Annotated in this window: 14 protein-coding genes and 1 pseudogene; all 15 read left to right on the top strand. The window is 61.0% G+C overall.

The annotated features are described in order from the left end of the window. Positions 1 to 5: 5 nt before the first annotated feature. Positions 6 to 1,658, top strand: a complete 1,653-nt coding sequence (locus KB449_RS22990; protein ID WP_282910579.1) for a response regulator — start codon at positions 6 to 8, stop codon at positions 1,656 to 1,658. Between the two features lie 54 nt (positions 1,659 to 1,712). Then, positions 1,713 to 4,316, top strand: coding sequence for a glycoside hydrolase family 2 protein (locus tag KB449_RS22985; protein WP_282910578.1), 2,604 nt, complete (start codon positions 1,713 to 1,715; stop codon positions 4,314 to 4,316). A gap of 607 nt (positions 4,317 to 4,923) precedes the next feature. Next, positions 4,924 to 7,284: an AraC family transcriptional regulator gene (locus KB449_RS22980; protein ID WP_282910577.1), complete on the top strand. Its 2,361-nt coding sequence runs from the start codon at positions 4,924 to 4,926 to the stop codon at positions 7,282 to 7,284. Between the two features lie 723 nt (positions 7,285 to 8,007). After that, positions 8,008 to 8,898 carry an ABC transporter permease gene (locus KB449_RS22975; RefSeq protein WP_282912891.1) on the top strand — a complete coding sequence of 297 codons (891 nt, stop codon included), beginning with the start codon at positions 8,008 to 8,010 and terminating at the stop codon, positions 8,896 to 8,898. A gap of 12 nt (positions 8,899 to 8,910) precedes the next feature. Further along, positions 8,911 to 9,810 (top strand): carbohydrate ABC transporter permease, encoded by a 900-nt coding sequence (locus KB449_RS22970; protein WP_282910576.1) that lies wholly within the window; start codon positions 8,911 to 8,913, stop codon positions 9,808 to 9,810. Positions 9,811 to 9,827: 17 nt separating this feature from the next. Further along, complete coding sequence (locus KB449_RS22965) at positions 9,828 to 11,513, top strand: ABC transporter substrate-binding protein (RefSeq protein WP_282910575.1); 1,686 nt, start codon at positions 9,828 to 9,830, stop codon at positions 11,511 to 11,513. Between the two features lie 119 nt (positions 11,514 to 11,632). After that, positions 11,633 to 13,012: an alpha-L-fucosidase gene (locus KB449_RS22960; RefSeq protein ID WP_282910574.1), complete on the top strand. Its 1,380-nt coding sequence runs from the start codon at positions 11,633 to 11,635 to the stop codon at positions 13,010 to 13,012. Positions 13,013 to 13,753: 741 nt separating this feature from the next. After that, positions 13,754 to 14,221 (top strand): RidA family protein, encoded by a 468-nt coding sequence (locus KB449_RS22955; protein WP_282910573.1) that lies wholly within the window; start codon positions 13,754 to 13,756, stop codon positions 14,219 to 14,221. After that, a complete protein-coding gene (locus KB449_RS22950; RefSeq protein ID WP_282910572.1) occupies positions 14,218 to 15,315 on the top strand; it encodes an alanine racemase in 1,098 nt (365 codons plus the stop codon). Before KB449_RS22955 ends, KB449_RS22950 begins: the two co-directional genes overlap by 4 nt. 17 nt (positions 15,316 to 15,332) lie before the next feature. Then, positions 15,333 to 16,535, top strand: coding sequence for a M20 family metallopeptidase (locus KB449_RS22945; protein WP_282910571.1), 1,203 nt, complete (start codon positions 15,333 to 15,335; stop codon positions 16,533 to 16,535). Beyond that, complete coding sequence (locus tag KB449_RS22940; protein ID WP_282910570.1) at positions 16,532 to 17,602, top strand: Gfo/Idh/MocA family protein; 1,071 nt, start codon at positions 16,532 to 16,534, stop codon at positions 17,600 to 17,602. Before KB449_RS22945 ends, KB449_RS22940 begins: the two co-directional genes overlap by 4 nt. 37 nt (positions 17,603 to 17,639) lie before the next feature. Further along, a complete protein-coding gene (locus KB449_RS22935) occupies positions 17,640 to 18,497 on the top strand; it encodes a sugar phosphate isomerase/epimerase family protein (protein ID WP_282910569.1) in 858 nt (285 codons plus the stop codon). Positions 18,498 to 18,670: 173 nt separating this feature from the next. Continuing rightward, positions 18,671 to 19,213: pseudogene (locus KB449_RS22930) on the top strand (sugar phosphate isomerase/epimerase family protein); the annotation flags it as partial. Between the two features lie 66 nt (positions 19,214 to 19,279). Then, positions 19,280 to 22,411 carry a beta-galactosidase gene (locus KB449_RS22925; RefSeq protein ID WP_282910568.1) on the top strand — a complete coding sequence of 1,044 codons (3,132 nt, stop codon included), beginning with the start codon at positions 19,280 to 19,282 and terminating at the stop codon, positions 22,409 to 22,411. Positions 22,412 to 22,561: 150 nt separating this feature from the next. After that, positions 22,562 to 26,671 carry an S-layer homology domain-containing protein gene (locus tag KB449_RS22920; protein ID WP_282910567.1) on the top strand — a complete coding sequence of 1,370 codons (4,110 nt, stop codon included), beginning with the start codon at positions 22,562 to 22,564 and terminating at the stop codon, positions 26,669 to 26,671. The last annotated feature ends 67 nt before the right edge of the window (positions 26,672 to 26,738 follow it).

The raw sequence follows: 26,738 nt of genomic DNA, 5'->3' as shown, positions 1-26,738 counted from the left end.
CGGGCATGTTCCAGGTTCTGCTGGTCGACGATCACGCGCATTTGGTAGACAGTCTAGTCAAGTCCATCCCCTGGGAATCGCTCGGGATCAGTCAGGTTCATACGGCTTACTCGGGGCCGGCGGCGCTCGAGGTGCTGGATACGTATCCGGTCGACATCCTTGTGACGGACATCCGGATGCCGGGCCTGTCCGGGCTGGAGCTGATCCGGCGGGTCATGCAGGCGCGCAAGCGGATCAAGTGCATCGTGATGAGCGGTTACGCCGACTTCGAATATGCAAGGCAGGCGCTGCAGTTCGATACCGTCGATTATATTCTGAAGCCGGCGGAGGACGAGGAGATCGTCGCGAGCCTGCGCAAGGCGACGGAGCTGATCCACCGGGAATGGGAGGAGATCAGCTCCCGTCAGCGGGCGTTGACCGCGCTGAGAGAGAACTTCCCCAAGCTGAGGGACGGACTGCTGGGCGAGCTGCTGACAGGCGGCGCGATGTCCCCGTCTGCGCTGGCGCAGCGGCTCGGGTCGCTGGAGCTTGCGTTCGCCGCCGAAGACGAGGTGCGGCTCGTGCTGCTGCGTCCCGACGAGACGTTTTTTGCATACAGCCGTCACGATCTGGGCTTGATGGAGTATGCCATCGGCAACATTGCCGAGGAAATTTTCCGCGACGGCTACGAGGCCTGGTTTTGCAAGGATGCGCACGGCTATCTGGTTTTTCTGGTCAAGGAAAAGAAATCGCCGGGCGGCGAAGCGGACGCGCAGGCGTCCGAGCCGCCGCGGCGGCAGCGCGCGCTCGAGCGCGAGGCGAGCGAGATTCAGAGCGGCGTCAAAGCTTACCTGCACGGCACGGTATCCGTCCTGATCAGCGGCAGGGGAACCTTCCCGCGCGACGTGCCGGCGCTGTACCAGGCGTCGCTCGCCATGATCCGCCAGCGGTTCGGGCAGGAGGGCGAGTTTCTGATCTCGGCGGAGGCGTTCGGCGAGGCGCCGCGGGTCGACGGCCTGACCGGCCTGCACGATACGCCGACGCTCGTCCAGCTGCTGGAGGCCGGCCGCTGGGAGATGCTCGCGGACAAGCTGGAGGCCGTTTTTTTATCGATCGGACGGTTGGACCGGTCTTTTTCCCAGGAGCACATCATGGAAGTCGTCTTTGCCTTGGGCAGCGCGTTGATCTCGATCTGCCACAAGAACGGCAAACGGCTCGAGGACGTCATCGGCGAGCCGTTCGGCGCGCTCCTGCAGCCGTCGCAGCTGCGCAATGTCGAGCAGCTGCGGGATTGGTCGGCGCGCGCGATCGATCTGGTGCGGACGGACGACATTGCGGGCAAGCAGGGCGAGACGGCGGCCTACTTCGTCAGGCGGGCGCAGGAATACGTGGAGCAGAATCTGGCTGGGGATACTTCGCTGCAGGCGGTGGCGGATCATGTCTGCCTGCATCCCGTCTATTTATCCAGGCTCTATAAGTCCGAGACCGGAGAGGGGCTGAGCGGCTACGTGCTGCGGCTGAAGATGGAGAAGGCCGAGAAGCTGCTGACCGAAGGCAACAAGAAGGTGCACGAGATCGCCGAGCTGCTCGGCTACGACAATCCGCCTTATTTTATCAAGGTGTTCAAAAAGCATGCCGGATGGACGCCCAAGGAGTATCGCGAACAGCTTCATCGCTGAAGACGGTTCCGCATGCGCCCGGCGCCACGCCGAATACAGGCAAGGGAGCCGCACATGAACGAACGCATCGATTTGAACGGAAGCTGGAAAGTAACGGGCATCATGCCGGACGGGCAGCCGGTCGGCCCCTTTGAAGGGACGGTGCCCGGGCATGTCCATACGGATCTGCTCAGGCGCGGGCTGATTAAGGACCCGATGTGGCGCGATCAGGCGAATGAATGCCAATGGGTGGAACATGGTGAGTGGATTTATGAAACGGAATTCGAGTGGCCAGCCGGCCGGGACCGAACTTCGGTGCGAATTTGCTTCGAAGGTCTGGATACGATCGCGGCGGTTTATTTGAACGACAGCCCGGTCGGCGAGGCGGACAACATGTTTATTCCGCATGCCTTTTCCGTCGCGCATGCGCTGCAGCCCGGGGTTAACCGATTGAAGGTGCGTTTTACGCCGATCCCGATCTATCTGCAGGATAAGGACACGGACAAATACGTATCGCTGTTTTCCCAGGATCGCGTGTACGTCCGCCGGATGCAATGCACGTTCGGCTGGGACTGGGTGCACCGGCTGGTGAGCTACGGGATCTGGCGGCCCGTATACATCGAGGCGAAGCCCGCCGGCGAGATTGCCCATAGCTGGGTCCGCACACTGGCGCTTCATGAAGATTCCGCGACTTTGGCTTGGGAAGTGGAAACGGCGGGGCTGTCGCAGGACGGCGTACTTCGCTTGGAGCTCGCCGCGCCAGGTGGAGAACCCGTATGGTCTTTTGTGACCGGGATCCGTCCGTCGCAGCCCGTCGTCAAGGGAGAACTCAGGGTGGAGCAGCCGCAGCTATGGTGGCCGGCCGGTTACGGCGAGCCTGCGCTGTATCGCTTCTCCGTCTCGCTGATGGCGAGCGGCGGCGAGGCGCTGGATACCCGGACCGACGAGATCGGCATACGTATCGTGGAGGTCGAGCAAATCCCCGACGAGCGCGGCAGCTCCTTCACCATCGTCGTGAACGGCGAGCGTATATTCGCCAAGGGAGGCAACTGGGTTCCGGCGGATCCGTTCCCGTCCACGGTGACCGCGGAGCGCTACGCGCACCTGCTGCAGCTGCTGGTCGACGGTCATATGAACATGCTGCGCGTGTGGGGAGGCGGCACGTACGAGCTGCCGGAATTCTGGCACACGTGCAATCGGCTGGGCATTCTGGTGTCGGTGGACTTCATGATGGCCTGCGCCGAATATCCGGACGACGAGCCGTGGTTCATCGCGGCCATGAAAAAGGAAGTCGCCTCGACGATCAAGCAGCTGCGCAATCATCCGAGCCTCGCCCTCTGGTACGGGGACAACGAGCTGGCGATGAACAACAACGAAGAGGACGACTACTGGGGCAAGCGGGTGTGCGCCGAAGTGACGACGCCGCTGTGCGCCGAGCTGGACCCGTCGCGTCCGTTTTTCCCAACCTCGCCTATTTACGGACGTCCGTTCAACAGTCAGGATGCGGGAGACTGCCATGTATCGCCCTGGTACGAGGTGGACTTTCTGCTTGGCGATATGCGCGACTACCGGGAACGCATCCGCGAGGGACGCGGCCGGTTCTTGAGCGAATCGGCTATTCCCGGCTCGCCGCCGCTGTCCTCGCTGCTTAAAATGATGACGATGGCGGACGTGACGGACGAGCAGGCGGACATCTGGGAATTCAGGACGAAGGACAATCCGTACAACGGGCAGGACGAACTGACCCACTACCGGCTGCTGGAAAAGACGTCGGCGGCGCTGTTCGGGGAGAGCGCGAGTCCGCTTGAGAAGGTCAAGAAGATGGAGTACGTCCAGTATGAGTTCGAGCGCATGCAGATCGAGCATTACCGAAGGCGCAAATACGATTCGAGCGGCGTCCTCTTTTGGATGTACAATGACTGCTGGCCCGCCAGCGGCTGGTCGATGATCGATTATTACGGGTATCCGAAGGCCGGCTATTACGGGGCCAAGCGCGCATCCAAGCCCGTTATGATCTCGCTGGAGGACCGCGGGGAAGAACTTGGCGTATGGCTCGTGAACGATACGCTGACGGAGCGGCGGGGCGTGGTCCGGGTCCGCGCGGCCACGACTGCGGGGGTGTACGGGGTGTCGTGGGAAACGGAAGCAGTCGTCCCGGCGAACGAGGCAGCGCTGATTCATACGATCGTTAAGCGAGAGTGGGGGTTGACGGGCGGCGCGGCCGATGCGGTCGTACAGGCGTTATGGCAGCCTTATGCGACGGGAAGCGGTTCGGAGGGCGAACAGGCTGAACAGGGCGAACAGGGCGAACAGGGCGAACAGGGCGATTTTGGCAATCGAGGCGTTCATGGCGTTCATGGTGATCAAGGCGATCAAGGCGTTCAAGGCGACAGTGTGGTCTTCTTCGACGTCCTGCCGAAGGAATTGGTCTGCCCGCCTGCGACGTTAGAAGTTGAATGCTTCCGCCGAGACGCGTCATCCGGTCACCTCGTCATTCGTACGGACGTTTATGCGCGCGTGGTCACGATCGAGAATGAACTGCTGCTCGAGGACAACTATTTCGATCTGATGCCGGGCGAGACAAGGGAAGTCGCTTATCGGACCATGGCGGGCGTCGAATGGACCGGCATGCCGGTCGTTACCTGCTGGAATGAAGCGCAAAAAGGGGGACGCGAATAGCGATCACTCGTTTCCCGCGACATGGAGGGGGCTTTATTGGATGCATTTCGCAGACAGTCCTTCCTCGGTGGAGAGGTTGGACGTGAGCTACTGCAGTAGTACTAGAAGTAACTCTAAATGGAGCTTCTAAGTGAGCACGCGTTGGTAACCGAGGAGAAGAAACTCCGTATGGAGCTACATGTCGCGCCCACACGACTAACCGAGGCGAAGAAGCTCTATATGGAGCTACATGGCAGGCCCGCGCGCCTAGCTGAGGCGAAGAAGCTCTATCTGGAGCTATATGTCACGCCCACTCGCCCAACCGAGGCGAAGAAGCTCCAGATGGAGCTACATAGCGAGCCCGCGCCACCGGGCGAAAACAAAAAGGGACGAAGCAGGAAATAGCTGCTTCGTTCCTTTTGTTTTCAACCACGAGCCGCCTCAACACCTTGACGGAGTGTGTTATGATTAAATTTGTTTTCTGTAAGCGCTACACTTTCGAAGCGATGGTTCGACTCAAAATGATAGCGCTACCTTTTATTAGGCTTGTTAATTTAGTGTTAAGAATTCGCGAGTTGATGTTATAATAGCTAACAATACACCTGAGACGAACGGAGGGACGTGTGTCATGCGCTTGAGGAATCGACTGGGTCAGCAGCCTTTATTTCTCCGAATGATGCTTCCTTATTTCCTGTTTATGCTCTTGGCGCTCACGCTGGGGTGGCTGTTTTATAACAAGACGTATCATGTCGTGAAGGAAGAAGTCGTCCGCAACAACATGCAGATTCTCGAGCAGGTCAAAAATACGCTCGACAGCCGATTTTCCGAGATCAACACGATCTCCCTGCAGCTGCTCAACGATCCCGGCGTCAACAGCTTCCAGCGCGTCTCCGATCCTTTCAGCAGCACGAATACATACAAGGTTCTGCGGACGCAGAAGAGCCTGTACAGCTACAACGCCTCCAATAACTTCGTGCTGGATTATTTTCTCATTTTCAAAAACAGCAATCTGGCCCTGTCGTCCAACTCCTCCTATGAGCTTCCCTACTTCTACGATCATGTATTAACTTACAATGAAATCGGTTACAAAGCTTGGCGCGACGATCTGCTCTCGACGTACCGCAACCGGGAGATCATGCCGACGGGAGCGGCCCGGTACGAGGATAAGACGTACGATATGATCACCTACGTGCAGTCGCTCGGTTATCCGGGACGCATCCAGGGCGCTTTGATCGTGCTCGTGGACGGAAACGAACTGAAGTCGCTGCTGAGCGGCATCGACATCTCGGACGGCGGCTCGGCATCGATCATTGACGACAAGGGGAGAGTGGTCGCTTCGCTCTCCGGCGACGGCTCGGCGCCTGCGCTTGGCGGGAGCGTCGTCCTGCCGGGTCTTGCCGGTACGATCGAGGCTTCGGACAAAACGGACGGACGCATGGTTACCTATACGACATCCTCGTATAACAAGTGGTCCTATGTCGTGGCTCAGCCTCCTCATATCGTGCTGGGGAAGGTCATCTCCATTAAAAAGCTGACTTTCTCGATCGTGGCGGTGTTCCTCGGGCTCGGCATCGTGCTGGCGTATTTGTTCGCGACCCGGAGCGGCCGTCCGCTCGTGCGCATTATGTCCACGCTTCGGGACCGTCACCAGGCGGCCGGCGCGCCGCGCAAGCCGAAGGACATGTACGGCTACATCCAGCAATCGTTGTCCTCGCTGCTCGATAACAACGCGGAGCTGCGGGAGGAGATCGACAAGCAGGTGCCGCTCGTCTGGGACACGTTTTTCCAGCGGCTGCTCAAGGGCGACTTCCTGTCGATGAACGAGATCAATTCGCTGCTCGCGCACCAGCGGATCGGCCTGCACGGCCAAGGCTACGCGATCGGGATCCTGAACTTCAGCCGTTCGGGGCAAAGCAATACGGAAGCGGAGCTGGACAAGCTGGACGTCAATCGCGTATGGGTAACCGAAGCGATCCGCAGAGGTCTCGGGGACGACCGGTACGCCCATCATATCGCGGAGGACAAGATCGCCTTGCTGTTCGTAGACGAGCTGGGAGACGAGGCATCGTTCAGGCATATGATCGACCGGAGCGTGGCCGCGATCGAGGCGGAGACGAGCGGGCGCGAGGGGCTGCAGCTTTACTTTGCCATCGGGGGTTTCCGGTCGACCTTGCTCGAGGTGTCCGGCTCCTATGAGGAGGCCAGGCAGTGCTTGTCCTCGATCAGCTACGAAGGCAAGAACGAGACCGTCTGGTTTGCCGATCTTCCGCATACGAACGCCCGCTTCTTCTTCCCGCAGGAGCTGGAGAACCGCTTGATCAATTATGCCAAAGCGGGCGAGCCCGAGGAAGTCGAGGCCGTGCTCCGCCAGCTGTACAAGGAAAACTTCAGCGACAGGCATCTGCCTCTCGCGCTTCAGCAGCTGTTCTATTATGAGATCGTGAGCTGCCTGGCCAAGCTTCAGGAGCAGCTGGCGCTGGACAACGCCATCGATATCCAGCAGCTTCTGCAGCATCCGAGCGCCGTCGATAATCCCAAGCTGTCCTACCGCAGCGCCTCCGAGATGTTCCTGACAACCGCCCGCGATCTCGATCGGCGCAAGAAGAGCCGCAATCACAGGCTGCTCGACGACATGCTGGCTTTCCTGCAGCAGCATTACGGCGACGCGAACCTGACGCTCGATGCCGTTGCCGATAACATGAACGTGTCCAAGGGTTACATGTCCCAGTTTTTCAAGGAACAGACGGGCATCAACTTCTCCGAGTATCTGGAAAATATGCGCATGGACGAGGCCAAGAGCAAGCTGGCCTCGACGTCTCTGACGATTCGCGAGATCGCGGAGCAGGTGGGCTACCATTCGTCCAGCACGTTCTGCCGGGCGTTCAAGCGGGGAACGGGGCTGAGCGCGACCGTATTCCGCGAGCTGGCCCGCAACGAAACGACATATTCGTCCGCTACCGGTCACGCGGGAGCGATGAGCGAGGCGTGACAACAGCACAGACGAGGGTTCCCCTGGCCGCGAAGCTTGCGTGAGGCGCGGAAGAACTTTAGCTTGGGAGCTGTAAGCGCAAGAAGTGAGCTTAGAGGGACCATGCGTGTTGAGGCTTGGACGTCTCGGGCTCGGCATCGCAATGATGGCGGCGAAGGTTAAAGCCCAGGAAGCACATTTCGGCGAATGTTTTCTAGACAGAGCAGCGCGGCATCAATCCGCACTTGCGTGTTCCTAAAAGGTCTTGCAAAAAAGGTACAGTGCCCCGAGGTCTCGCGGGCGCTGTACCTTTCACTCATCAAGGAACTTTTTTAGCGGCCTCACGGAGCCAAGTAGACAGGTGACGCAGCTTCGCTGACGAGGGTGTTTGTTCTGAAGCGACCGCCTATTTCCACTCATTTACACACTAAAAAAGGGAATTTCAGTGCGATTTCTGATCAAATGCACACTGAAAACGCAAACATCAATCCCCAAATCTGAACGAATGGCTATCATCGGAGGACAACGCAATTTACTAGCCCGGCCCCCAGCGCCTAAGCTTGCCCTAAGCCGCAGAGCAGCCCGGACGATCCGAGACACGGTCGTACCCGGCAGACCCCGATCGGGGGCTACGGACTCTAAACGTTTAGGCAAGGGAGGTGAGAGGAAGTGAGCGTACCCGATATCAAGCGTCTAGCAAGCAGAGAGAGCGTCGCGCCCCGCAAGTCAGCCGTCTCCAAAAAGATGATCCGCGGGTGGCAGTTGTACGTGCTGATGGCGCTGCCCTTCGCGTACCTGATCATCTTCAAGTACGTGCCGATGTACGGCGCCCAGATCGCGTTCAAGAACTTTATTGTCACCAAGGGAATCTGGGGGAGCGCCTGGGTCGGACTCGATCACTTCTCGCGGTTCATTCATTCGTACGATTTCACCCGGATTCTGGGCAACACGCTGCTGCTCAGCTTCTACAACCTGCTCGCGGGATTCCCATTTCCGATCCTGCTGGCGCTGGGCCTCAACTATCTAAGAAGCAGGTCGTACCGCAAGGTCGTCCAGATGGTGACGTACGCGCCGCACTTTATCTCGATCGTCGTCATCGTCGGCATCGTCAAGGAGCTGCTCGACCCGCGAATCGGGATCGTGAACAAGCTGCTCGACGTCTTCGGCATCGCGCCGATCAACTTCATGGGCGAGATCTCGATGTTCTCTTCCATCTATGTCTGGTCGGACGTGTGGCAGCATGCCGGGTTCAACTGCATCATCTTTATCGCGGCGCTGGCCGCCATCGATCCGGCGCTGCACGAAGCGGCGGTCGTAGACGGAGCGAGCAAGTTCAGGCGCATGTGGCACATCGATCTGCCCGGCATCATGCCGATGGCGATTATTCTGCTCATCCTCAATACCGGACACATTCTGGACGTCGGTTTCGAAAAGGTGCTGCTGCTGCAAAATCCGATCAACCTGAAGGCATCCGAAATCATCGACACGTATGTGTACAAGGTCGGCCTGACCGCGCAGGTCGCGAATTACTCCTACTCCACCGCCATCGGATTGTTTAAATCCGTCATCAATCTGGCGTTGCTGCTGGCAGTAAACAAGCTTGCGCAGAAGACGAAGCAGGCGAGCTTATGGTAAAGGAGGGTGCGCATGGATATCCGGTTTCGCAACGAGTCGTTCACGGACAAGCTCTTCACGATTGTTAACGCGTTGTTCATCACCGTGCTTTTCATAAGCGTGCTCTATCCGATCATCTACATCGTCAGCGCTTCCTTCAGCGATTCGCAGGCGGTCGTATCGGGCGAAGTGTGGCTGTGGCCGGTGCGTCCGAGCCTCGAAGGCTATACGGCGGTGCTCGATTACAAGATGGTATGGACCGGGTTTAAAAACTCGGTCATCTACACGGTGGCGGGGACGGCGGTCAATGTCGCAATGACGGTGCTGGCAGCTTATCCGTTATCGCGCAAGGACTTCTATGGGAAAAACGTGTTCATGTTCCTGTTCATGTTCACCACGATGTTCACCGGCGGACTGATCCCGAACTACCTGCTCGTTCGCGAATTGCACATGCTGGACACGGTCTGGTCGATGATCATCCCGACCGCGCTGACCGTCTGGAACGTCATCATCGCGCGCACCTACTTCCAGATGTCGATTCCCGACGAGCTGCTGGAAGCGGCGCAGCTGGACGGCTGCAACGACTTTCAGTTCGTGTGGAAAATCGTCATCCGGCTGTCCGGTCCGATCCTGGCCGTCATCACGCTCTATTACGCGGCTGCGAACTGGAACCAGTATTTTAACGCGATGATCTACCTGAAGTCCCAGCACATGTATCCCCTGCAGCTCGTTTTAAAGGATATTCTGGTCAAAAACGACGTCGACGTCGCGATGCTGTCCGGAGACCCGATGGACGCCGCGAGGCGCGAAGCGCTGAAGACGCTGCTTAAGTATTCGCTGATCGTCATCTCTACCGTACCACTGCTCGTGGTTTACCCTTTTGTGCAAAAGTATCTGGTCAAGGGCGTCATGATCGGTTCATTAAAAGGATAAAGAAGGGGATAGATACGATGAAAATCAAACAGATGGTCTCGATGACGCTTGCGATTGTAATGTTGGTCACGATTCTGGCAGCCTGCAGCGGCAACAACGCCGACACGAACGCCTCCGGCGGAGCCTCCACGGGTACGGAAGCGGCGGTCGCGCCGGCCGGGGAATTCCCGATCGTGAAGGATAAGATCACCTTGAAGGTGATGACGGGGGCCAACCCTGCCGTAGAGGATTTTAACACGAACGAATTCACGAAGTACTTCGAGGATCTCACCAACATCCACGTGGAATGGGAGATCGTGCCGAGCAGCATGGTCGCTGAAAAGCTCAACCTCGCCCTGGCCAGCGGCGACCTGCCCGACGTCGTCATGATGATGGACGTCACGCCGGAGCAGCAAGCGCTGTACGGACAGCAAGGCGTGCTGCTTCCGCTGAACGATTACATCGAGAAATACGGCGTCAACACGAAGAAGATGTTCGAGGAAAGCCCGCTCGTCAAGCCGACGATCACGTCCGCGGACGGCAACATCTACGCGCTGCCTGCGCCTAACGAATGCTATCACTGTTCGATGCGCCAGAAGATGTGGATTTATCAACCGTGGCTCGACAAGCTCGGCCTGAAGATGCCGACGACGACGGATGAGTTCTATAACGTCCTCAAGGCGTTCAAGGAGCAGGATCCGAACGGCAACGGCAAAGCTGACGAAATTCCGTTCTCCGGCGCGCCTGCCCAATCCCAGGGCGCTACGCTCACGACGAGCGTCGAGAATTTCCTGATGAATTCCTTTACTTATGCGCCATACACCCGCCTCTACGTAAACGATCAGGACAAGGTCGACGTTCCGTTCACCAAGGACGGCTGGAAGGACGGCATGAAGTACCTGCACAAGCTGTACGCGGAGGGCTTGATGGATCCGCAGGCGCTGACGCGCGACCCGGCGCAGCTCGTTCAGCTCGGGGAAAATCCGAACACGGTCATTCTCGGCGCCGCCTCCGGCCCGAATATGAGCGTCATCACACAGCTGAACGGCGCGAGCGGACGCTGGAAGGAGTATGTCGCCGTTCCTCCGCTGAAGGGACCGGGCGGCGTTCAGCTCACCCAGTACGATCCGTACCAGGTCGCTCCCGGCAAGTTCGTCATCACCAAGGAAGCGAAAAATCCGGAAGCGGCGTTCCGCTTCGCAGACGCGCTGTACGACCGCGAGATCACGCTTCGCTCGACGATCGGGGAGCCGGAAGTCGACTGGCGCTGGGCCAAGGATGGCGAGATCGGCCTGAACGGTCAACCGGCCGTCTACAAGGATATGTCCTCCTTTGGCGTGACGCAGAACAAGCACTGGTCGCAGAGCGGCATCGCCTACCGTCCGAACTCGCTTCGCCTCGGCGCGGTCGCGAGCGAAGACAACCCGCTGGAGTCGATCCTTTATAAAGAAACGAAAGACAAGTACGAGCCGTACCGCGTCGACGTCAAGTCGGTGCTGCCTCCACTGAACCTGACGGTGGATCAATCCCAGGAGATCGCGGATCTGTCCAAGACGATCTACGACTACACGAGCGAGATGATGGCGCGCTTCATTATCGGCGATGCCGACGTCGACGCCGAGTGGGACAAGTATTTGAAGACGTTGGATGGCATGAACCTGAAGCGTTACCTCGAGATTTATCAAACGGCTTATGAGGCGCGTAAGGCTGCGGCTGCGCAGTAAGGTTTTAAAAAAAATGGAATAGCGGCGATAGGGAGGCGCCGGCACGGCGGGAAACGGCAGAGCCGCAGGCCGCCGTGCCGGCGTCTTGCTTCCGCGCGCGCTGAAGGGAAGCGGAATCGATGACGACGCAAGCGCCGACACAAACCTTTTCGGTGCCCGACAAGTGGCAATGGTTTACCGAGAGCCGTTACGGCTTGTTCATTCACTGGGGACCTTACGCCCAATTCGGGAGAGGGGAGCAGGTGCTGTTCCGAGAGCATATGAACCATGCAGAGTACGCGGACGCGGCCAGCGCCTGGAACCCGGAGCGCTTCGATCCGGAGCTGTGGGCGGACACCGCGCGCAAGGCGGGCTTCAAATATGCCTGCTTCACGACCCGGCATCACGACGGCTACTGCATGTGGGACAGCGCGTACACCGACTACTCAAGCGCGAAGCAGGCGCCGAAGCGCGATTTCGTCCGCGAGTACGTCGAGGCTTTCCGCAAGGCGGGACTTCGTGTCGGACTGTACTATTCGTGGATCGACTGGCGCTTGCCGGCTTACTTCGACGGGCCGGAGAAGGACCCCGAAGGCTGGGCCAAGACGAAGGAATACTTGCACAACCAGGTGAAGGAGCTGCTCACCAACTACGGGCAGATCGACCACTTCTTCTTCGACGGCGTATGGCCGCGCAACGCGGACGACCTCGGCAGCGTGGAGCTCGTCGAGGAAATGCGGAAGCTTCAGCCTAACATCCTGATCAACAACCGGCTGGGCTACTCCGAGCAGCACGACGGATATCGCGCCGACGGCGGCATCGGGGCGGGGGATTCGGATACGCTCGGCGATTTCGGCACGCCGGAGCATCTGATCGTCGTCGACCGCAAGCGGCTGTGGGAGTCGTGCCAGGTCACGACGTGGCGACTGTGGAGCCACGTATTCGGCGAGCGCTGGCGCCCGGCCGACTATCTGCTCGACATGCTGGTCGAATGCGCAGAGAAGGGAGGCGCCCACGGGGGCAACCTGCTCCTCAACGTGGGACCGACGGCCGACGGACAGTTCCCGCCGGAGTTCCTCGAGCGCGCCGAAGCGATCGGCCGCTGGCTCGACGTTCACGGCGAGGCGATCTACGGCTCGGACGGCGGCGCGATCACGGAATTCATCACGCGCGGACGCCAGACGACGCGCGGCAACAATCTGTACCTGATCATCCGCTTCTGGGACGGGCGCCCGACGCTTCGACTCGCCGACCTGGCGACCCGCGTCAAGGGAGTCACGCTGCTGACGACCGGCCAGACGCTCGGCTTCACCCAGCAAGGCGACGAGCTGATCATCGACGGACTGCCGCGGGAGGCGCCGTCCCGCCTGTTCCCGGTCATCCGCGTCGAGTGCGAAGGACCGCCGGAAGCCAACTCCTGGGGAAGGCAGCGCCTGTGGGAAGGCGATCCCCATCGCGTGGCGGATTGGGCGCGGACGCAGCGCGGGACCTCGGTCTATCGGGACGGGAAAGAGCGGTAAGGTGTTGGAGTAACCAAAGAAGAGCCCGAGGCTAGCGGCATGCCGTGCCGCTATGGCAAGGCGAAAGTGTCTGGCTGCGGCGATAGCGGCATGTGGTGCCGCTATCGGGGTGCGAAGCTGTCTGGCTGCGGCGATAGCGGCATGCTGTGCCGCTATGGCGAGGCGAAAGTGTGTGGCTGCGGCGATAGCGGCATGCAGTGCCGCTATGGCGGTGCGAAAGTGTCTGGCTGAGGCGATAGCGGCATGTGGTGCCGCTATGGGGGTGCGAAGCTGTCTGGCTGCGGTGATAGCGGCATGCTGTGCCGCTATGGCGAGGCGAAGCTGTCTGTCTGCGGCGATAGCGGCATGTGGTGCCGTTATGGCGAGGCGAAGCTGTCTGTCTGCGGCGATAGCGGCATGTGGTGCCGTTATGGCGAGGTGAAGCTGTCTGCGGCGATAGCGGCATGCTGTGCCGCTATGGCGAGGCGAAAGTGTGTGGCTGCGGCGATAGCGGCATGCTGTGCCGCAATGGCAGGGCCAATGTGTCTGGCCGCGACGACAGCGGCATGCAATGCCGCTATGGCGGTGCAAATGTGTGTGGCTGCAGCACTAGCGGCATGCTGTGCCGTTATGGCGGGGCCAAAGCGGGATAGCAATATGCGAGCGTCCTATGCCAGCGGGAATCGTCAGTTCGTGGCGGAATCGTCGGTCCGCGGCGTAATAGAAATCTAGTTACTTAAAACCAAACAGGAGGAATTCGCGATGGGACAAGCCGAACAAGCGCTGGAGCGGCTCGGGATCAAGCTCGGCGAGGTGCCGCCTCCGGTAGCTTCTTATGTGCCGGCGAAGCAGGTGGGCAATGTCGTCTACACGTCGGGCAACGATTGCCGCATTGACGGCGTGCTAATGGCGACGGGCAAAGTCGGATCGGATCTGACGGTGGAAGAAGGGTACGCGGCGGCCCGTCAGGTGGCGATCAACCTGCTTGCCGTGCTCAAGGCGCATCTGGGGGAGCTGGATCGGATCAAGCAGGTTGTCAAAATGCTTGCGTTTGTCAATTCGGCGGATGGGTTCACCCGCCAGCCGTTTGTCATTAACGGCGCGTCGGATCTGCTCGTGGAGGTGCTGGGCGAAAAGGGTAGGCACGCCCGCTCCGCCATCTCTGCCAACGAGCTTCCGTTCGATACGCCGGTCGAGATCGAGCTGATCGTAGAGGTCGAGGAGGTGTGAGCCTCTATGCGGATTTGACGACGCCGGCCGTCATCGTCGATCTGGACATCGCCGAACGCAACATCTCGGCGATGGCTGAACGCCTGCGCCGAAGCGGTATCGCCCACCGGCCGCATATGAAATCGCACAAGTCGGCCGCCATCGCGCGCGGGCAGCTGGCGGCGGGGGCCGTCGGCATCACGGTGGCCAAGCTGTCGGAGGCGGAGGCGTTCGCGGACGCCGGCATCAAGGACATTCTCATCGCCTATTCGATCGTCGGCGAAGACAAGCTGCGGCGGCTCGAAGCGCTGCATCGGCGCGCGAGCCTGATCGTGACGGCGGACAGCATGCCGGTCGCGAAGGGGTTGTCCGCCGTCGGCACCCGCACTGGCAAACCGGTCCGGGTGCTGATCGAGATCGACGGCGGTCTCCATCGCGGCGGACGCCAGCCTGGCGCGGACACGCTGGCATTCGCGCGGGATCTGCGCGAGCTGCCGGGCATCCAGATCGCGGGCATCATGGGCTATTACGGCAAAATCTACGCGCAGCGGGACAAAGCCGGCTTCACGGCGGCGGTCCGTGCCGAGGCGGCCGAAATGGCCGAGACGGCGGAGCTGCTGCGCGGCGCCGGCATCCCGGTCGGCATCGTCAGCACCGGCTCCTCGCCTGCGGCGATTTACAGCCATGAGCTCCAGGGGGTCACCGAAGTGAGAGCCGGCAACTATGTGTTCTTCGACGCATCCGGCGTCGGTCTCGGCATTGCACGCGAGGAGGACTGCGCATTACGCGTCGTCGTGACCGTCGTCAGCGTGCCGCTGCCGGGCCGCGCGACGATCGATGCCGGCACGAAGACGCTGACCGGGGACCGGGCGCACGGCCGGGAAGGCTTCGGCATCGTCGTCGGCCGTCCAGGCATCCGGATAGAAGGCTTAAACGAGGAGCACGGTTTCCTGGCGTTCGATCCGGCATCGGAACAGATTAAGGTCGGCGACCGGCTGGAGCTAATCCCGAATCATTCCTGCGTGCTCCCGAACCTGTGCGACCGGGTAGCCGGCGTGCGCGGCGGGGAACTGGACCAATGGCTCCGGATCGACGCCCGCGGCTGCTGCTACTAAAGAAGAGGGGGAAGAAGATGGTTGTTCCGATCGTTGATCGCGAAGAGATCTGGCGAGTGCTTCGGGACCTCGTGGCGATCCCCAGCGTGAATCCGGCTTTCCCCGGCGGAACGGGCGAGGCCGAAGTCGCCGCATATGTCCGAAACTACCTGGAGAGCAACCGCATCAGATGCATCGAGCAGCCTGTCTCGGAAGGCCGAAGCAACGTCATCGGCATGCTGCCCGGCACTCGCGCCGGCAGAACATTGCTGCTGGAAGCGCATATGGACACGGTGCAGACGACCGGCATGACGATCGAGCCCTTCGGCGCGAAGACGGCGTCGGGTCGGTTGTACGGAAGAGGCGCCTGCGATACCAAAGCGTCGCTGGCCGCGATGCTGGTCGTGCTCGGCACGTTCGCCCGCAGCGGACGCAAGCCGACGATCGGCGTGCATCTCGCGGCCGTCGTCGACGAGGAATACCGCTATGCTGGCGTTGCGAGGCTGGCCCAGGCGATCGAGGCGGGCGAGCTCCGCTACGAGGCCGCGATCGTCGGCGAGCCGACGGGGCTCAGCCGGGTCGTGGCGCACAAAGGCTGCGTCCGCTTCCGCATCGAGGCGCGCGGCGTCGCCGGCCATAGCTCGGATCCGAGCAAGGGCGTCAACGCGATCGAGCAAGCGATGGAGATCGTGCGCTATCTGCGCGAGGTCATCGAACCTGGCTACGAGGCGCTGCGGCATCCGCTCGTCGGGCCGCCGACGCATTGCATCGCGCAGATCGAGGGCGGAGACGCACCCAACACGATTCCCGGCGCCTGCACGCTGACGATCGACCGCAGGACCGTGCCAGGGGAGGAGCCGCTCGGCGTCTGGAAACGGATGAAGACGGACCTTGAGCGGTTCGCGCGGGAGACGCCGGGCCTTGCGCTCGCCGTTCACGAGCCTTTTATCATCGATTATGCCATGGAGATCCGTACCGACGAGTCTGTCGTCGGCAGGCTTGCGCAAGCGGTGAACCTGGTGAAGCGCGGAACCGCCGAACACGGCGCCGCCTATGGGACGGATGCGAGTAAGCTGGCCAGAGTCGGCGTCCCGTCCATCGTCTTCGGACCTGGCGACATCCGACAGGCGCATACGGACGACGAATGGGTGGAGCTGGCCGAGGTATGCGCGGCCGCGGACGCGCTCGCGGCACTGATCGCGAATTACGGAAACGAAGAGGGAGAGGAAGAAACCGCATGAGCAGCACGGACATCGTGAAAATCGGCGTCGTCGGCGTCGGGACCATCTCGGAGCTGCACCTGAACGCCTACAATAACAATCCGAACGTCCGCATCGAGGCGATCTGCGACCTGAACGAGGAGCGGGCGAAGGCGACTGCCGTCAAGTACGGCGCGCCGCAGGCGTATTCCGATTATAACCGCATGTTCGCCGAGGCCGGGCTGGACGGCGTGAGCATCTGCACCTGGAACAACACCCATGAGCCGATCGCAATCGCGGCGCTTCAAGCGGGCCTTCACGTTTTGCTGGAGAAGCCGCTCAGCACGACGGTCGAAGCGGCGCTGCGGATCGAGGAAGCCGTCCGCTCGACGGGCCGCAAGCTGCAGGTCGGCTACGTCCGCCGCTACGACAACAATGCGCAGCTCGTGAAGCAGTTCGCGGATGCGGGGGAATTCGGCGAGTTTTATTACGCGAAGGCTTCGAGCATCCGACGGGTGGGCAACCCTGGCGGCTGGTTCGCCGACAAGGAGCGCTCCGGCGGCGGTCCGGTCATCGATATCGGCGTGCACGTCGTCGATCTCTGCTGGTACCTGATGGGCCGTCCCAAGCCGGTGTCGGTTTCCGCGAATACGTACCGCAAGCTGGGCAACCGCGCCAACGTCAAGCATATGACCTCCTACAGGGCGGCCGATTACGACGCCTCGCGCAACACGGTCGAGGACATGGCGAACGCGATCATCCGCTTCGAAGGCGGCGCATCCCTTCTATTGGAAGCGAGCTTCACGCTCCACGCCAAGGAGAACAAGACGACGATCTCCCTGTTCGGCGACAAAGGCGGCGTCGAGATCGATCCGGCGCTGGCCATCGTGACGGAGAAGCACGACACGATCCTGAACGTGACGCCGCAGACCGACCATCCGGGCTTCCACCTGGAGAGCGCGTTTCAAAACGAGATCGACCACTTCGTCGACTGTGTCCGGACCGGCAGCGAGCCGATCAGCCCGGTGTCCGACGGCGTCGCGGTCATGAAGATGCTGTGCGGCATTTACGAGTCGGCGGAAAAAGGCGAGGAGATCCGGCTCTCGTAATTGCGGGCGGCCCGGAACAGGAGAGGAGCGAACCCGCGTGAAGCTGGGCGTCAGCACGTATAGTCTGTATCAAGCGGTCTTGCGAAAAGAGATGAACGTCCTTGACGTCGTCGATTGGACGGCGGACCAGGGCGGAGAACATATCGAGATCGTTCCCGTCGGCTACAGCCTTTATGAAGAAGACGGGCTCGCGGAAAAAATCGCGGCGCGGGCGGCGGCATGCGGCATCGAGGTGTCCAATTATGCCGTACGCGGCAATCTCGTCGCGGAGAGCGAGGAAGCCTTCCGCGCAGAGCTCGAGCGGCTCAAGGGCGAGGTCGACATGGCGGCGAGGCTCGGCGTCAAGCGCATGCGGCACGATGCCGCGACGCACCCGGACACGTCGGCGGCGCATTACGCGCGGCTGCTGCCGCGCCTTTCCGAGGGCTGCGCGGAAATTGCCGACTACGCCGCCCGTTACGGCATCGTGACGAGCGTCGAGAACCACGGCTATTTGCTGCAAGCCTTCGATCGGGTGCTCGGTCTCGTGCACGCGGTCGGACGAGAAAACTTCCGTACCACGCTCGACGTGGGCAACTTCGTCTGTGCGGACGGCGATCCGCTGGCGTCCGTGCTCGCAAGCGTACCCTATGCGTCCATGGTGCATTTCAAGGACTTCTACGTGCGGCCGCCCGGGCGCGACCCGGGCGAAGGCTGGTTCCGCAGCACGGCGGGCAGATACCTGCGAGGCGCGATCGTCGGTCAGGGCGATCTCGACCTGCCGGGCATCGTGTCCCTCCTGAAGCGCTCGGGGTACGACGGCTATATCTCCATCGAGTTCGAGGGCATGGAGGATTGCCGCGACGGGACGCGCATCGCCTTGGCGAACGCGCGGCGTCTGTGGGACGAAGCGTGAGGGCTGAATAGCTGAGGCGAGGTTCGGCTGCGGGCGGTTTTTTTCGAGGCGATTCGGGAGCGGCGAGTTTCGCATTTTACGGGTATTGTAGCGTCATTCGGCACGCTGGCCGGGTGGCGCGTTTTTTTTGGATTTCGGAAAAGGAGAACTGAAGGAGAGAGGAAGGGATGAACATGTCCGGCAATAAAATCGGCGTTATCGTGGACAGCTTCCGGGTCGGCGTCCGGGAAGGCCTGCGCCGCGCGCGGGCGATCGGCGCGGACGGCGTGCAGATCTACGCGGTGGACGGGGAGATGGACCCGGCCGGCCTGACGGCTGCGGCACGCGCGGAGCTGCGCGCATACATCGCGTCGCTAGGGCTGGAGATCTCGGCGTTGTGCGGCGATCTGGGCGGGCACGGCTTCCAGGACCGGGCGGCGAATGCCGCCAAGATCGAGAAGTCCAAGCGGATCCTCGATCTGGCGCTGGATCTCGGCACGAACATCGTTACGACGCATATCGGCATCGTGCCGGACGACCGCGACGGCCCGGTATACGACGCGATGCAGCGGGCCTGCCGAGAGCTCGGGGAGTACGCGTCGAGCCTCGGCGGGTATTTCGCGATCGAGACGGGGCATGAGCGGGCTTCGTATCTGCGCGCGTTCCTCGATACGCTCGGGGGACGCGGGGTCAGCGTCAACTTCGATCCCGCCAACATGGTGATGGTGACGGGCGATTAAGTTGGCCGACAACGAAGACATCGAAGAAATCGACGCAATCGAAGACGACGGAGGAACGATCCGATGAGCAAAATCGCGATTTTATACGACGAAAACCTGCCCTTCCCCGGCGAACGTCCCGACGCCCGCGCGCTGCAAGCGCTGGCGAAGCTGGGCACGCTGGCGGCGGCCGGGGAGTGGGAGGCGGCACTGGCGCATGCGACGGCAGCGATCCATCTTCAGGGTCCTTATTTTCCTAAAGAGGATTGGCCCGCACTTTCCGCTTTTCTGAAGCGGGGCGGCGGCCTGCTGCACGTGGGCGGCGCGCCGTTCCGGCGTCCCGCATACCGGGGCGAAGACGGCGCGTGGCAACTGGAGACGGAGCAGACGGCTTATCATCAGCAGCTCGGCATCCATGAGCTTCTGCCCGTAGACCCGGGTCCGATCGTAGAGTATCGGGCTTCCGAGGAATTTCCGCTTTTCGCAGGCAGGGAAGCGCTGTTCGGCGTGCAGCCGACGTACGGCATCGTCGCGCACTTCACGACGCTCGACGACCATCCGGGCGACGGAGGAACCTCCGGCCCGATGGACGCGCATCTGTATCCGCTGCTGAAGGGCGTATCGCGGGACGGGCGCGAGGTGGCTGCGCCGGCCGTGCTGCTGGACAACACGAAGGGCGCCTTCGCCGGCGGCAGGTGGCTGTTCGTTCATTTGCAGGCGGAAGCGAAGCTGTGGCAGGACGAGGGGCTGCAGGCGCTCGCGGACTGGGCCGCCTATTGCGCAAGAGGCGTGACCGAGATCTGGTTAAAGCCGAACTACGCCAGCTACGAGCTTGGGGAGATGCCGGTCCTGACCGTGCAGCTTCAGGCGTTGGGCCGATCGTCGGCAGGCTCGAGTCCGCGCCGATGGACCTTCGAGCTTGAGATCTTCCGCCCGGGCCGGGACGGAAGCCGCGAGCGTATCTGGGAGACGCGCGCTTCGCTCGATGCCTCCCGCGAGCTTCGGTTCACGCGGCTTCCCACCGGATTGAACGCCGAGCCGGGCTATTACGAAGCGGCATGCCGGGCGACGTCCGACGACGGGGAGAACCGCTTGCTCCGCCAAGGGTTCTGGGGCTTTGACCGCGAGCTGCTGGCCGAGGGAGAATTCCTTGCGTGCGGCCGCGATTACTTCGAGCGCGGGGGACGGCCGGTCCCGATCGTCGGAATGACCTACATGACATCGGACGTGGCGCGCAAGTTCCTGCTGCTGCCGAATGCGGCCGCCTGGGACCGCGACATGGCCGAGATGAGCCGGGCAGGCATCAACCTGATCCGCACCGGCATCTGGTCGATGTGGCGGCAGACGATGTTCGTCGACGGCCACGCGTCGGAGGAGACGATGCGGGCGATCGACGCTTTCCTGCTGACGGCCAAGCGTCACGGGCTCGAGGTGACCTTCACCTTTTTCACGTTCACGCCGGAGCTGTGGGAAGGGTCGAATCCGTACCTGGACCCGCGGAGCGTGGAGGCCCAGAAGCGTTTTATCGCCTCGATCGTATCGCGGCACGCCGCCTCGACGCATGTGCATTGGGATCTGATCAACGAACCGTCCTTGTTCGATCCGAAAAACATTTTTAACGGCGCGCAGACGGCGGGAGATCCCTTTGAGCGGAAGTTGTATGCGGATTGGCTGAAGGCCCGCCATGACAACAGCATCCGGGTCCTTCAGGAGCGCTGGAACATGACGCCGGAGGAGCTGCCGGACTTCGAGTCGGTCCGCGCGCCGACGGCGGCGGATCTCCAGTTCAAGATCACCGGCGTACAGCCCCGGCGCAATGCCCGGCTGCTGGATTACACGCTTTTCTCCATGGACATGCACAACCGGTGGATCGGCGAGCTCAGTGCCACGATTCGCGACGCGCAGCCGGCGCAGCTCGTAACGGTCGGCCAGGACGAGGGCATATGCAGCCAGCGGCCGTCTCCGTTTTTCTACGGACCGGCAGTCGACTACACGACCGTGCATACGTGGTGGCAGAACGACGATCTGATGTGGGACGGCATCTTCACGAAGACGCCGGACAAGCCGAACCTCGTCCAGGAGACCGGCCTCATGTACGTAGAGACGCCGGAGGGCAAGGCGAAGCGCACCGAGAACGAGCTGAAGGCGATCCTCGAGCGCAAGTACGCGTACGCCTTCGCTTCGGGCGGGGCGGGCGCCGTGCAGTGGATCTGGAACATCAATCCCTACATGGACAACGTCAACGAGTCGAACATCGGGGCGCTGCGCGCGGACGGCACGCAGAAGCCGGAGGCGGACGTGTCGTACGATTTCGGCCGGTTCATGGCTTCGATCTCGGGCCTGTTCAAGGAGCGCCGGCTGGAGGAAGCGGCGGTCGTCTATCCGTTTTCCAACGACTTCTCGACGCGCAAGCTGGCGATGGACGCGACGACGCGGCTGACCCGCACGATGCTCTACGAGCTGAAGCAGCCGATACGAGGGCTGTCGGAGTACGCGCTGGATTCGCTGGACGACCATCCGCCCAAGCTGTTGATCGTCCCGAGCCCGCACAACTTCAGCGGCGAGGCGCTGGAGCGTCTGCTGGCGCATGTTGAAGCGAAAGGCGGTACGCTGCTGTTCACAGGCCCGATGGGGCTGGACGAATACTGGCGGCCGACATCTCGCATGGCTTCGCGGATCGGGGAGACGCGCTGGGCCAACGTGCGAAGGGAAGAGCTGCTGCTGCTCGAGGGGCGGGCGCTGCCGGTCTCGTTCCACAAGCTGCGGTTCGCCGAGACGGCCAAGGAGCTTCCGGCGGATGCGACGGACGCGAACGGCGCAGTCTCGGTCACGGTCCAGCCGCTAGGCCGAGGCAAGCTGATCCGCTGCCCGCTGCCCGTCGAGCTGAACGAGCGGCACGCAACGCTGACAGAGCTGTACCGGTATGCGCTGGGCGAAGCGGGCGTCGGACCGGAGCTGGAGTGGAGACGCGGCGGAGAGCTGCCAGGCGTTTTCGGGCGCAAGCTTGATTTCGCAGGAGGCTCGCTGTTCGTCTTTGTTTCCGAATATGCGGTATCGGCGGACATCGAGGTGCGCGATCCCGTCAGCAGGAGCATCTATCGGTTCGAGCTCGAAGCCGAGCGCTCGGTACTGTTCGCGATCGACCGTTCGGGCGCCGTGACCGCTGTCTATCGGCCGGACGAGACGTGGATCGAACGCTTGGACGAACAAGAATAATAGACTTTTCCGACATGCCGCCAGGGCGGTTCCTGGCGGTTTTTGTCGAACGTTCACCAAATGTTTACATAAAAATGGATTGGAATTGACATGGGCCATCTATAATCTCCTTTATTAGCTTAGCGCATTAAAGAGAGGATGTGTCCTGTTTTGATTAAAAGTAAAACCGGTCTTACCCGCATCGTCATCGGATCGATGGCGGTTCTGTTATCCGTTCCCTTCGCCGTACCGGCGTCCGTCAAGCATGTCGCGCACGCTGCTCCGACCGTTCCCGACGATAAAGGCGTGTTGATTTTGGAAGACTTCGAGTCCGGTAATGCGAGCGTCGTAAAATTAAATCCGAAGCGGGTCGTATCGGCCGCTGCGTCGATCGAGAGCAGACCGCAGTACGTAAGGAACGGCGCGTACTCGCTTAAAATCGATTACGACATGATCGACGTCGTCGACAATCCGTCGCAGCTGGAGCTGGCGCCCGGTACCGGCAGCATCGCCATCCAAGGCAAGCCGATCAAGGTCGGCTTGTGGGTATACGGCAACAACGACGGCCACCTGTTAACGACGAAGTTCCGCGACAGCAAAGGCTCTTCTTTTACGCCCGAATATTTTTCGGACGCTTCCATCGGCGTGAACTGGACGGGCTGGAAGTACATAGAGGTTGGGGTCCCTCAGGACAAGATCGAAGGCAGCTCCCTGGAGCTCTATTTTCAGGTGAAGCAGTCCGATATGTCCAAAAAGAACAAAGGCTCCCTCTGGATCGACGACGTGCAGCTGATCTACGAGGACACGGGGCTCGATCATGAAGTGCCTGCGATTCAGGCCGTCTCCCCGGCGCCGAATGCGCTGCTGACGAGCGACCTGGACAAGTTCGAGGTGAGCATTCAGGACGTGCAAGCGGGTACGGACACGATGTCCGGCATCGACACGACCTCGATCTCGCTGCTCGTGGACGGGTTGGATCTGACGGCCCAGGCGACTTATTCTGAGGAAACGAAGCTTTTGACGCTGCCTGCTTCGCTCATCACGAGCGGCTATCACGAGGTTGTCGTGACGGCCAAGGATAAGGCTGGCAATCCGGCCCGGCTGAGCTATTCCTTCACGGAAGACGCCGGCGAGCGTCTCGTCATGTCGGCACCGGCGGAGGCGATCAGCAACGAGCTGTACGAAGTGACCGTCTCTCTTGCCGGAGAACGGACGAGCAAGTCCTCGAAGGTCTCGCTCCAATACGATCCGACCACGCTCACCGTCGAGCGGATCGTCTCCAAAAACGGAACGACGGCAACCAAGACGTCCGATGCGGACGGCGTGCTCCAATTTGACGTCAACGACGTTCAGTCGTCCGGCGAGTTGGCCACGGTGCAATTCCGCGTCAGCTCCGATGCTGTACTGGGCCGCGGAGAGCGCTTCAAGCTCGTGAAGATGAGCGCGGGCACGCTCGCTTCCGATGCCGCGAATGTTTCTTCATTAGCCCAGCCCGTCCGTTACACCATCGCTTTTCCTTACTTGATCACGGTCGATGGCGTAGGCTTGAATTCGTTGACGACCTTCAAGGTGACCAAGCATGACGGTACGCCGTTTGCAGGCGCGGACGTCTTCCTGCGCGGACTGCTGGGTCAGATGGCCGTCTTAACGGTTCATGCGGAAACGCCGGTTTATGAGGACGACGATACGTCGGAGAAAGTGATCGCCACGCTTCCCGCAGGTACGCGTATCTATGGAACGCCTGAAGCTGACGATGGCTGGTTTGAAGTACAGCTTCCCGACGGCGTGACGACGGGGTACGTTCAGGAAGCGAACGTGAATGCTGCTTCGATCGTTCCTTTGAACGGCTCCCTGGGCAAGACGGACGAGAACGGCGAGCTGAAAACCGACGTAGCGACGTTGGCGAAGGGCACCTACAAGGTGCAAGCGGTCGTCGGCAGCCAAAATAGCGCGGCCATGAGCTTCGAGGTCGTCGAGCCATACGGCGCGCTGAAGCCGGAATACGTACAGACATACGTAACGGAGGACTTGTCTTCTCAGCTGAGCGTGGGCTGGACGACAAGCCCGCTGGCCAAGACAAACTACATTCAATACGTGAAGGCGGCAGATTGGAAAGAGGAAAAGCTGGTTGCGGACGATCCCAAGATCACGACGGTCCAAGCGGAGAGCGTGAATCAAGTGCTCAGCGAGCTGGAAAACGGGCCGAAGGGCGAGGTGCGTTTCCATACGGCGCTGATCGACGGGCTTAGCGAGTCGACCGCCTATAAGTATCGGGTAGGTAGCGACGATTACGAGTGGAGCGAGTGGTACGATTATTCGACGACTGATGCGAAGACGTCTACGCCGGTATCGTTCGTCTTCGTCACGGATTCCCACATCAAGGCCGACAACGGCAAGGAAACGTATCAATCGCTCATTCAAAACGCGCTAGACACTTACCCCGATACCCAATTCCTGATGCATGGCGGCGACGCTGTGGATGCGGGCGGCGCGTTCGCGGAATGGAAGCGATTCTGGGAGGCATCGGGCAGTTACGCGACGTTCCTTCCTTCGGCGACGACGCTCGGCAACCATGACGTCAAGGCGGAGGGCAAGGAAGTCTACGCCAAGGGCGCGATCCTGCCGGACAACGGTCCGGATACGTACAAGGAATACGCGTATTCCTACGATCTGGACGAGGCCCACTTCGTCGTCCTGAACTCCGAGGGAACGAAGGAGCAGATGGCGCTTCAGGCGGAATGGCTGCGCAAGGACCTGGACAGCAACAAGAAAAAATGGACCATCGCGATGTTCCACCGTCCCGTGTATCATACGGAAGCCGGCCGCGGGGATCTCGTGGAAGACGTGAAGGTTTATTTTGCCGATATTCTCGAGAGCCATAAAGTCGATCTGGTCCTGGTCGGTCACGATCACGTGTATGCGAGAACGCATCCGATGGCGGGCGGCAAAGTCGCCGCGAACGGCGTCGGCACCGTGTACCTGGACGGCGGCGCTTCCGGCTGGAAGTTCTACGATGGCGAGAAATACGATTACCTGAATTTCTCGTTCGATGACGACGTGCCCGTCTATTCTCACGTTCAAGTGGCGGACGATGCGATCAAGGTTGAAGCGAGAACGCTGACCGGCGAGCTCGTCGATTCGTTTGCGATCGCCAAGACGAACGGCAGTACGGATCCGGGCACTCCCAACCCGGGCACGCCGACCAACCAGGCCGGTTCCGGTGAAACGGATAAGACGGTGCATGAGCTGACGGAGAAGGAGCTGCAAGCGGTCCAGGCGAACGGCGATCTGACGGTGAAGGTAACGGGCACGATTCAACAGTTGAAAATCGATCCGAGCCTGCTGGCCAAGCTGGCCGCGAATAAAGTCGATTCCCTGGTCATCGCGGGCGACAATCAGCCGCAAATCCGGATCGCGGCAGCCGGGCTGAGCGCGCCGGCCGACGGATCGGATCTCGTTCTGACCTGGAAGAAGGAAGAACTCGTGAATGCAGGCACCCTGAATCAGGTCGCGATGGCGCCGAACGCAGAAGCGTCCAGCCGCTTGGCCTTCAGCGTATCCTCCAACGGCAAGGCATTCGCGTACACATTGGATTGGAAGAGCTTGTCTCTTACGCCTTATACGAATTTGTACAAGGTGACCGAAGGCGGAAAGCTGGAGCTTGCGACCTTCAGCCTCGTCAACCAAAAGCAGACGCCGACGCTGTCCTCGGGCGTGACGTATGCAGCGGTTGAAGTGAAGCACGGCTATTCGGATCTTGCGGCTTCCCATTGGTCGTATCCGTACGTCCAGATGCTGTCCGGCATCGGCGTCATCCAAGGCACCGGCGACGGCTCGGTAAGCCCGGACAAGAAAGTGACGAGGGCCGAATTCACGACGATGATCGCAAGAGCGCTTGGGCTTCAGGCATCGGGCTCGGCTGCCTTTGCGGACGTGAAGGCCGGCGCCTGGTACGGCTCGGCTGTCGCCGCGGCTGCGGAGCACGGCATCGTCATGGGGAATAGCGGCGGGCGCTTCAATCCGAACGCCGACATCTCCAGGCAAGAAATGGCCGTCATGATCCAGCGGGCGCTGGATTACCGCAAGGTGACGGTGCCTCAGACCGGCGGCGGAGCGAACTTCGGCGATCAGGCCGACCTTGCGGATTGGGCGCGCGATGCGGCGCAAGCCCTTAGCAAGCTCGGCTTGATGGAAGGCGATGCGAACGGCAGCTTCAAGCCGCTGAACCCGGCGAGCCGCGCGGAGACCGCCAAGGTGATCTCGATGCTCTTGTTCCAATAATCGAATCGTTTGCTTACAGTACGACCAGGAAAACCATCAGAATAAACAAACAGCAGACGCGCGCGTC

It is taken from the genome of Cohnella hashimotonis (assembly GCF_030014955.1).
Taxonomy (GTDB): domain Bacteria; phylum Bacillota; class Bacilli; order Paenibacillales; family Paenibacillaceae; genus Cohnella; species Cohnella hashimotonis.
The sequence above is the reverse complement of the archived record's forward strand: the minus strand, read 5'-3'. Positions and strand labels throughout refer to the sequence as shown.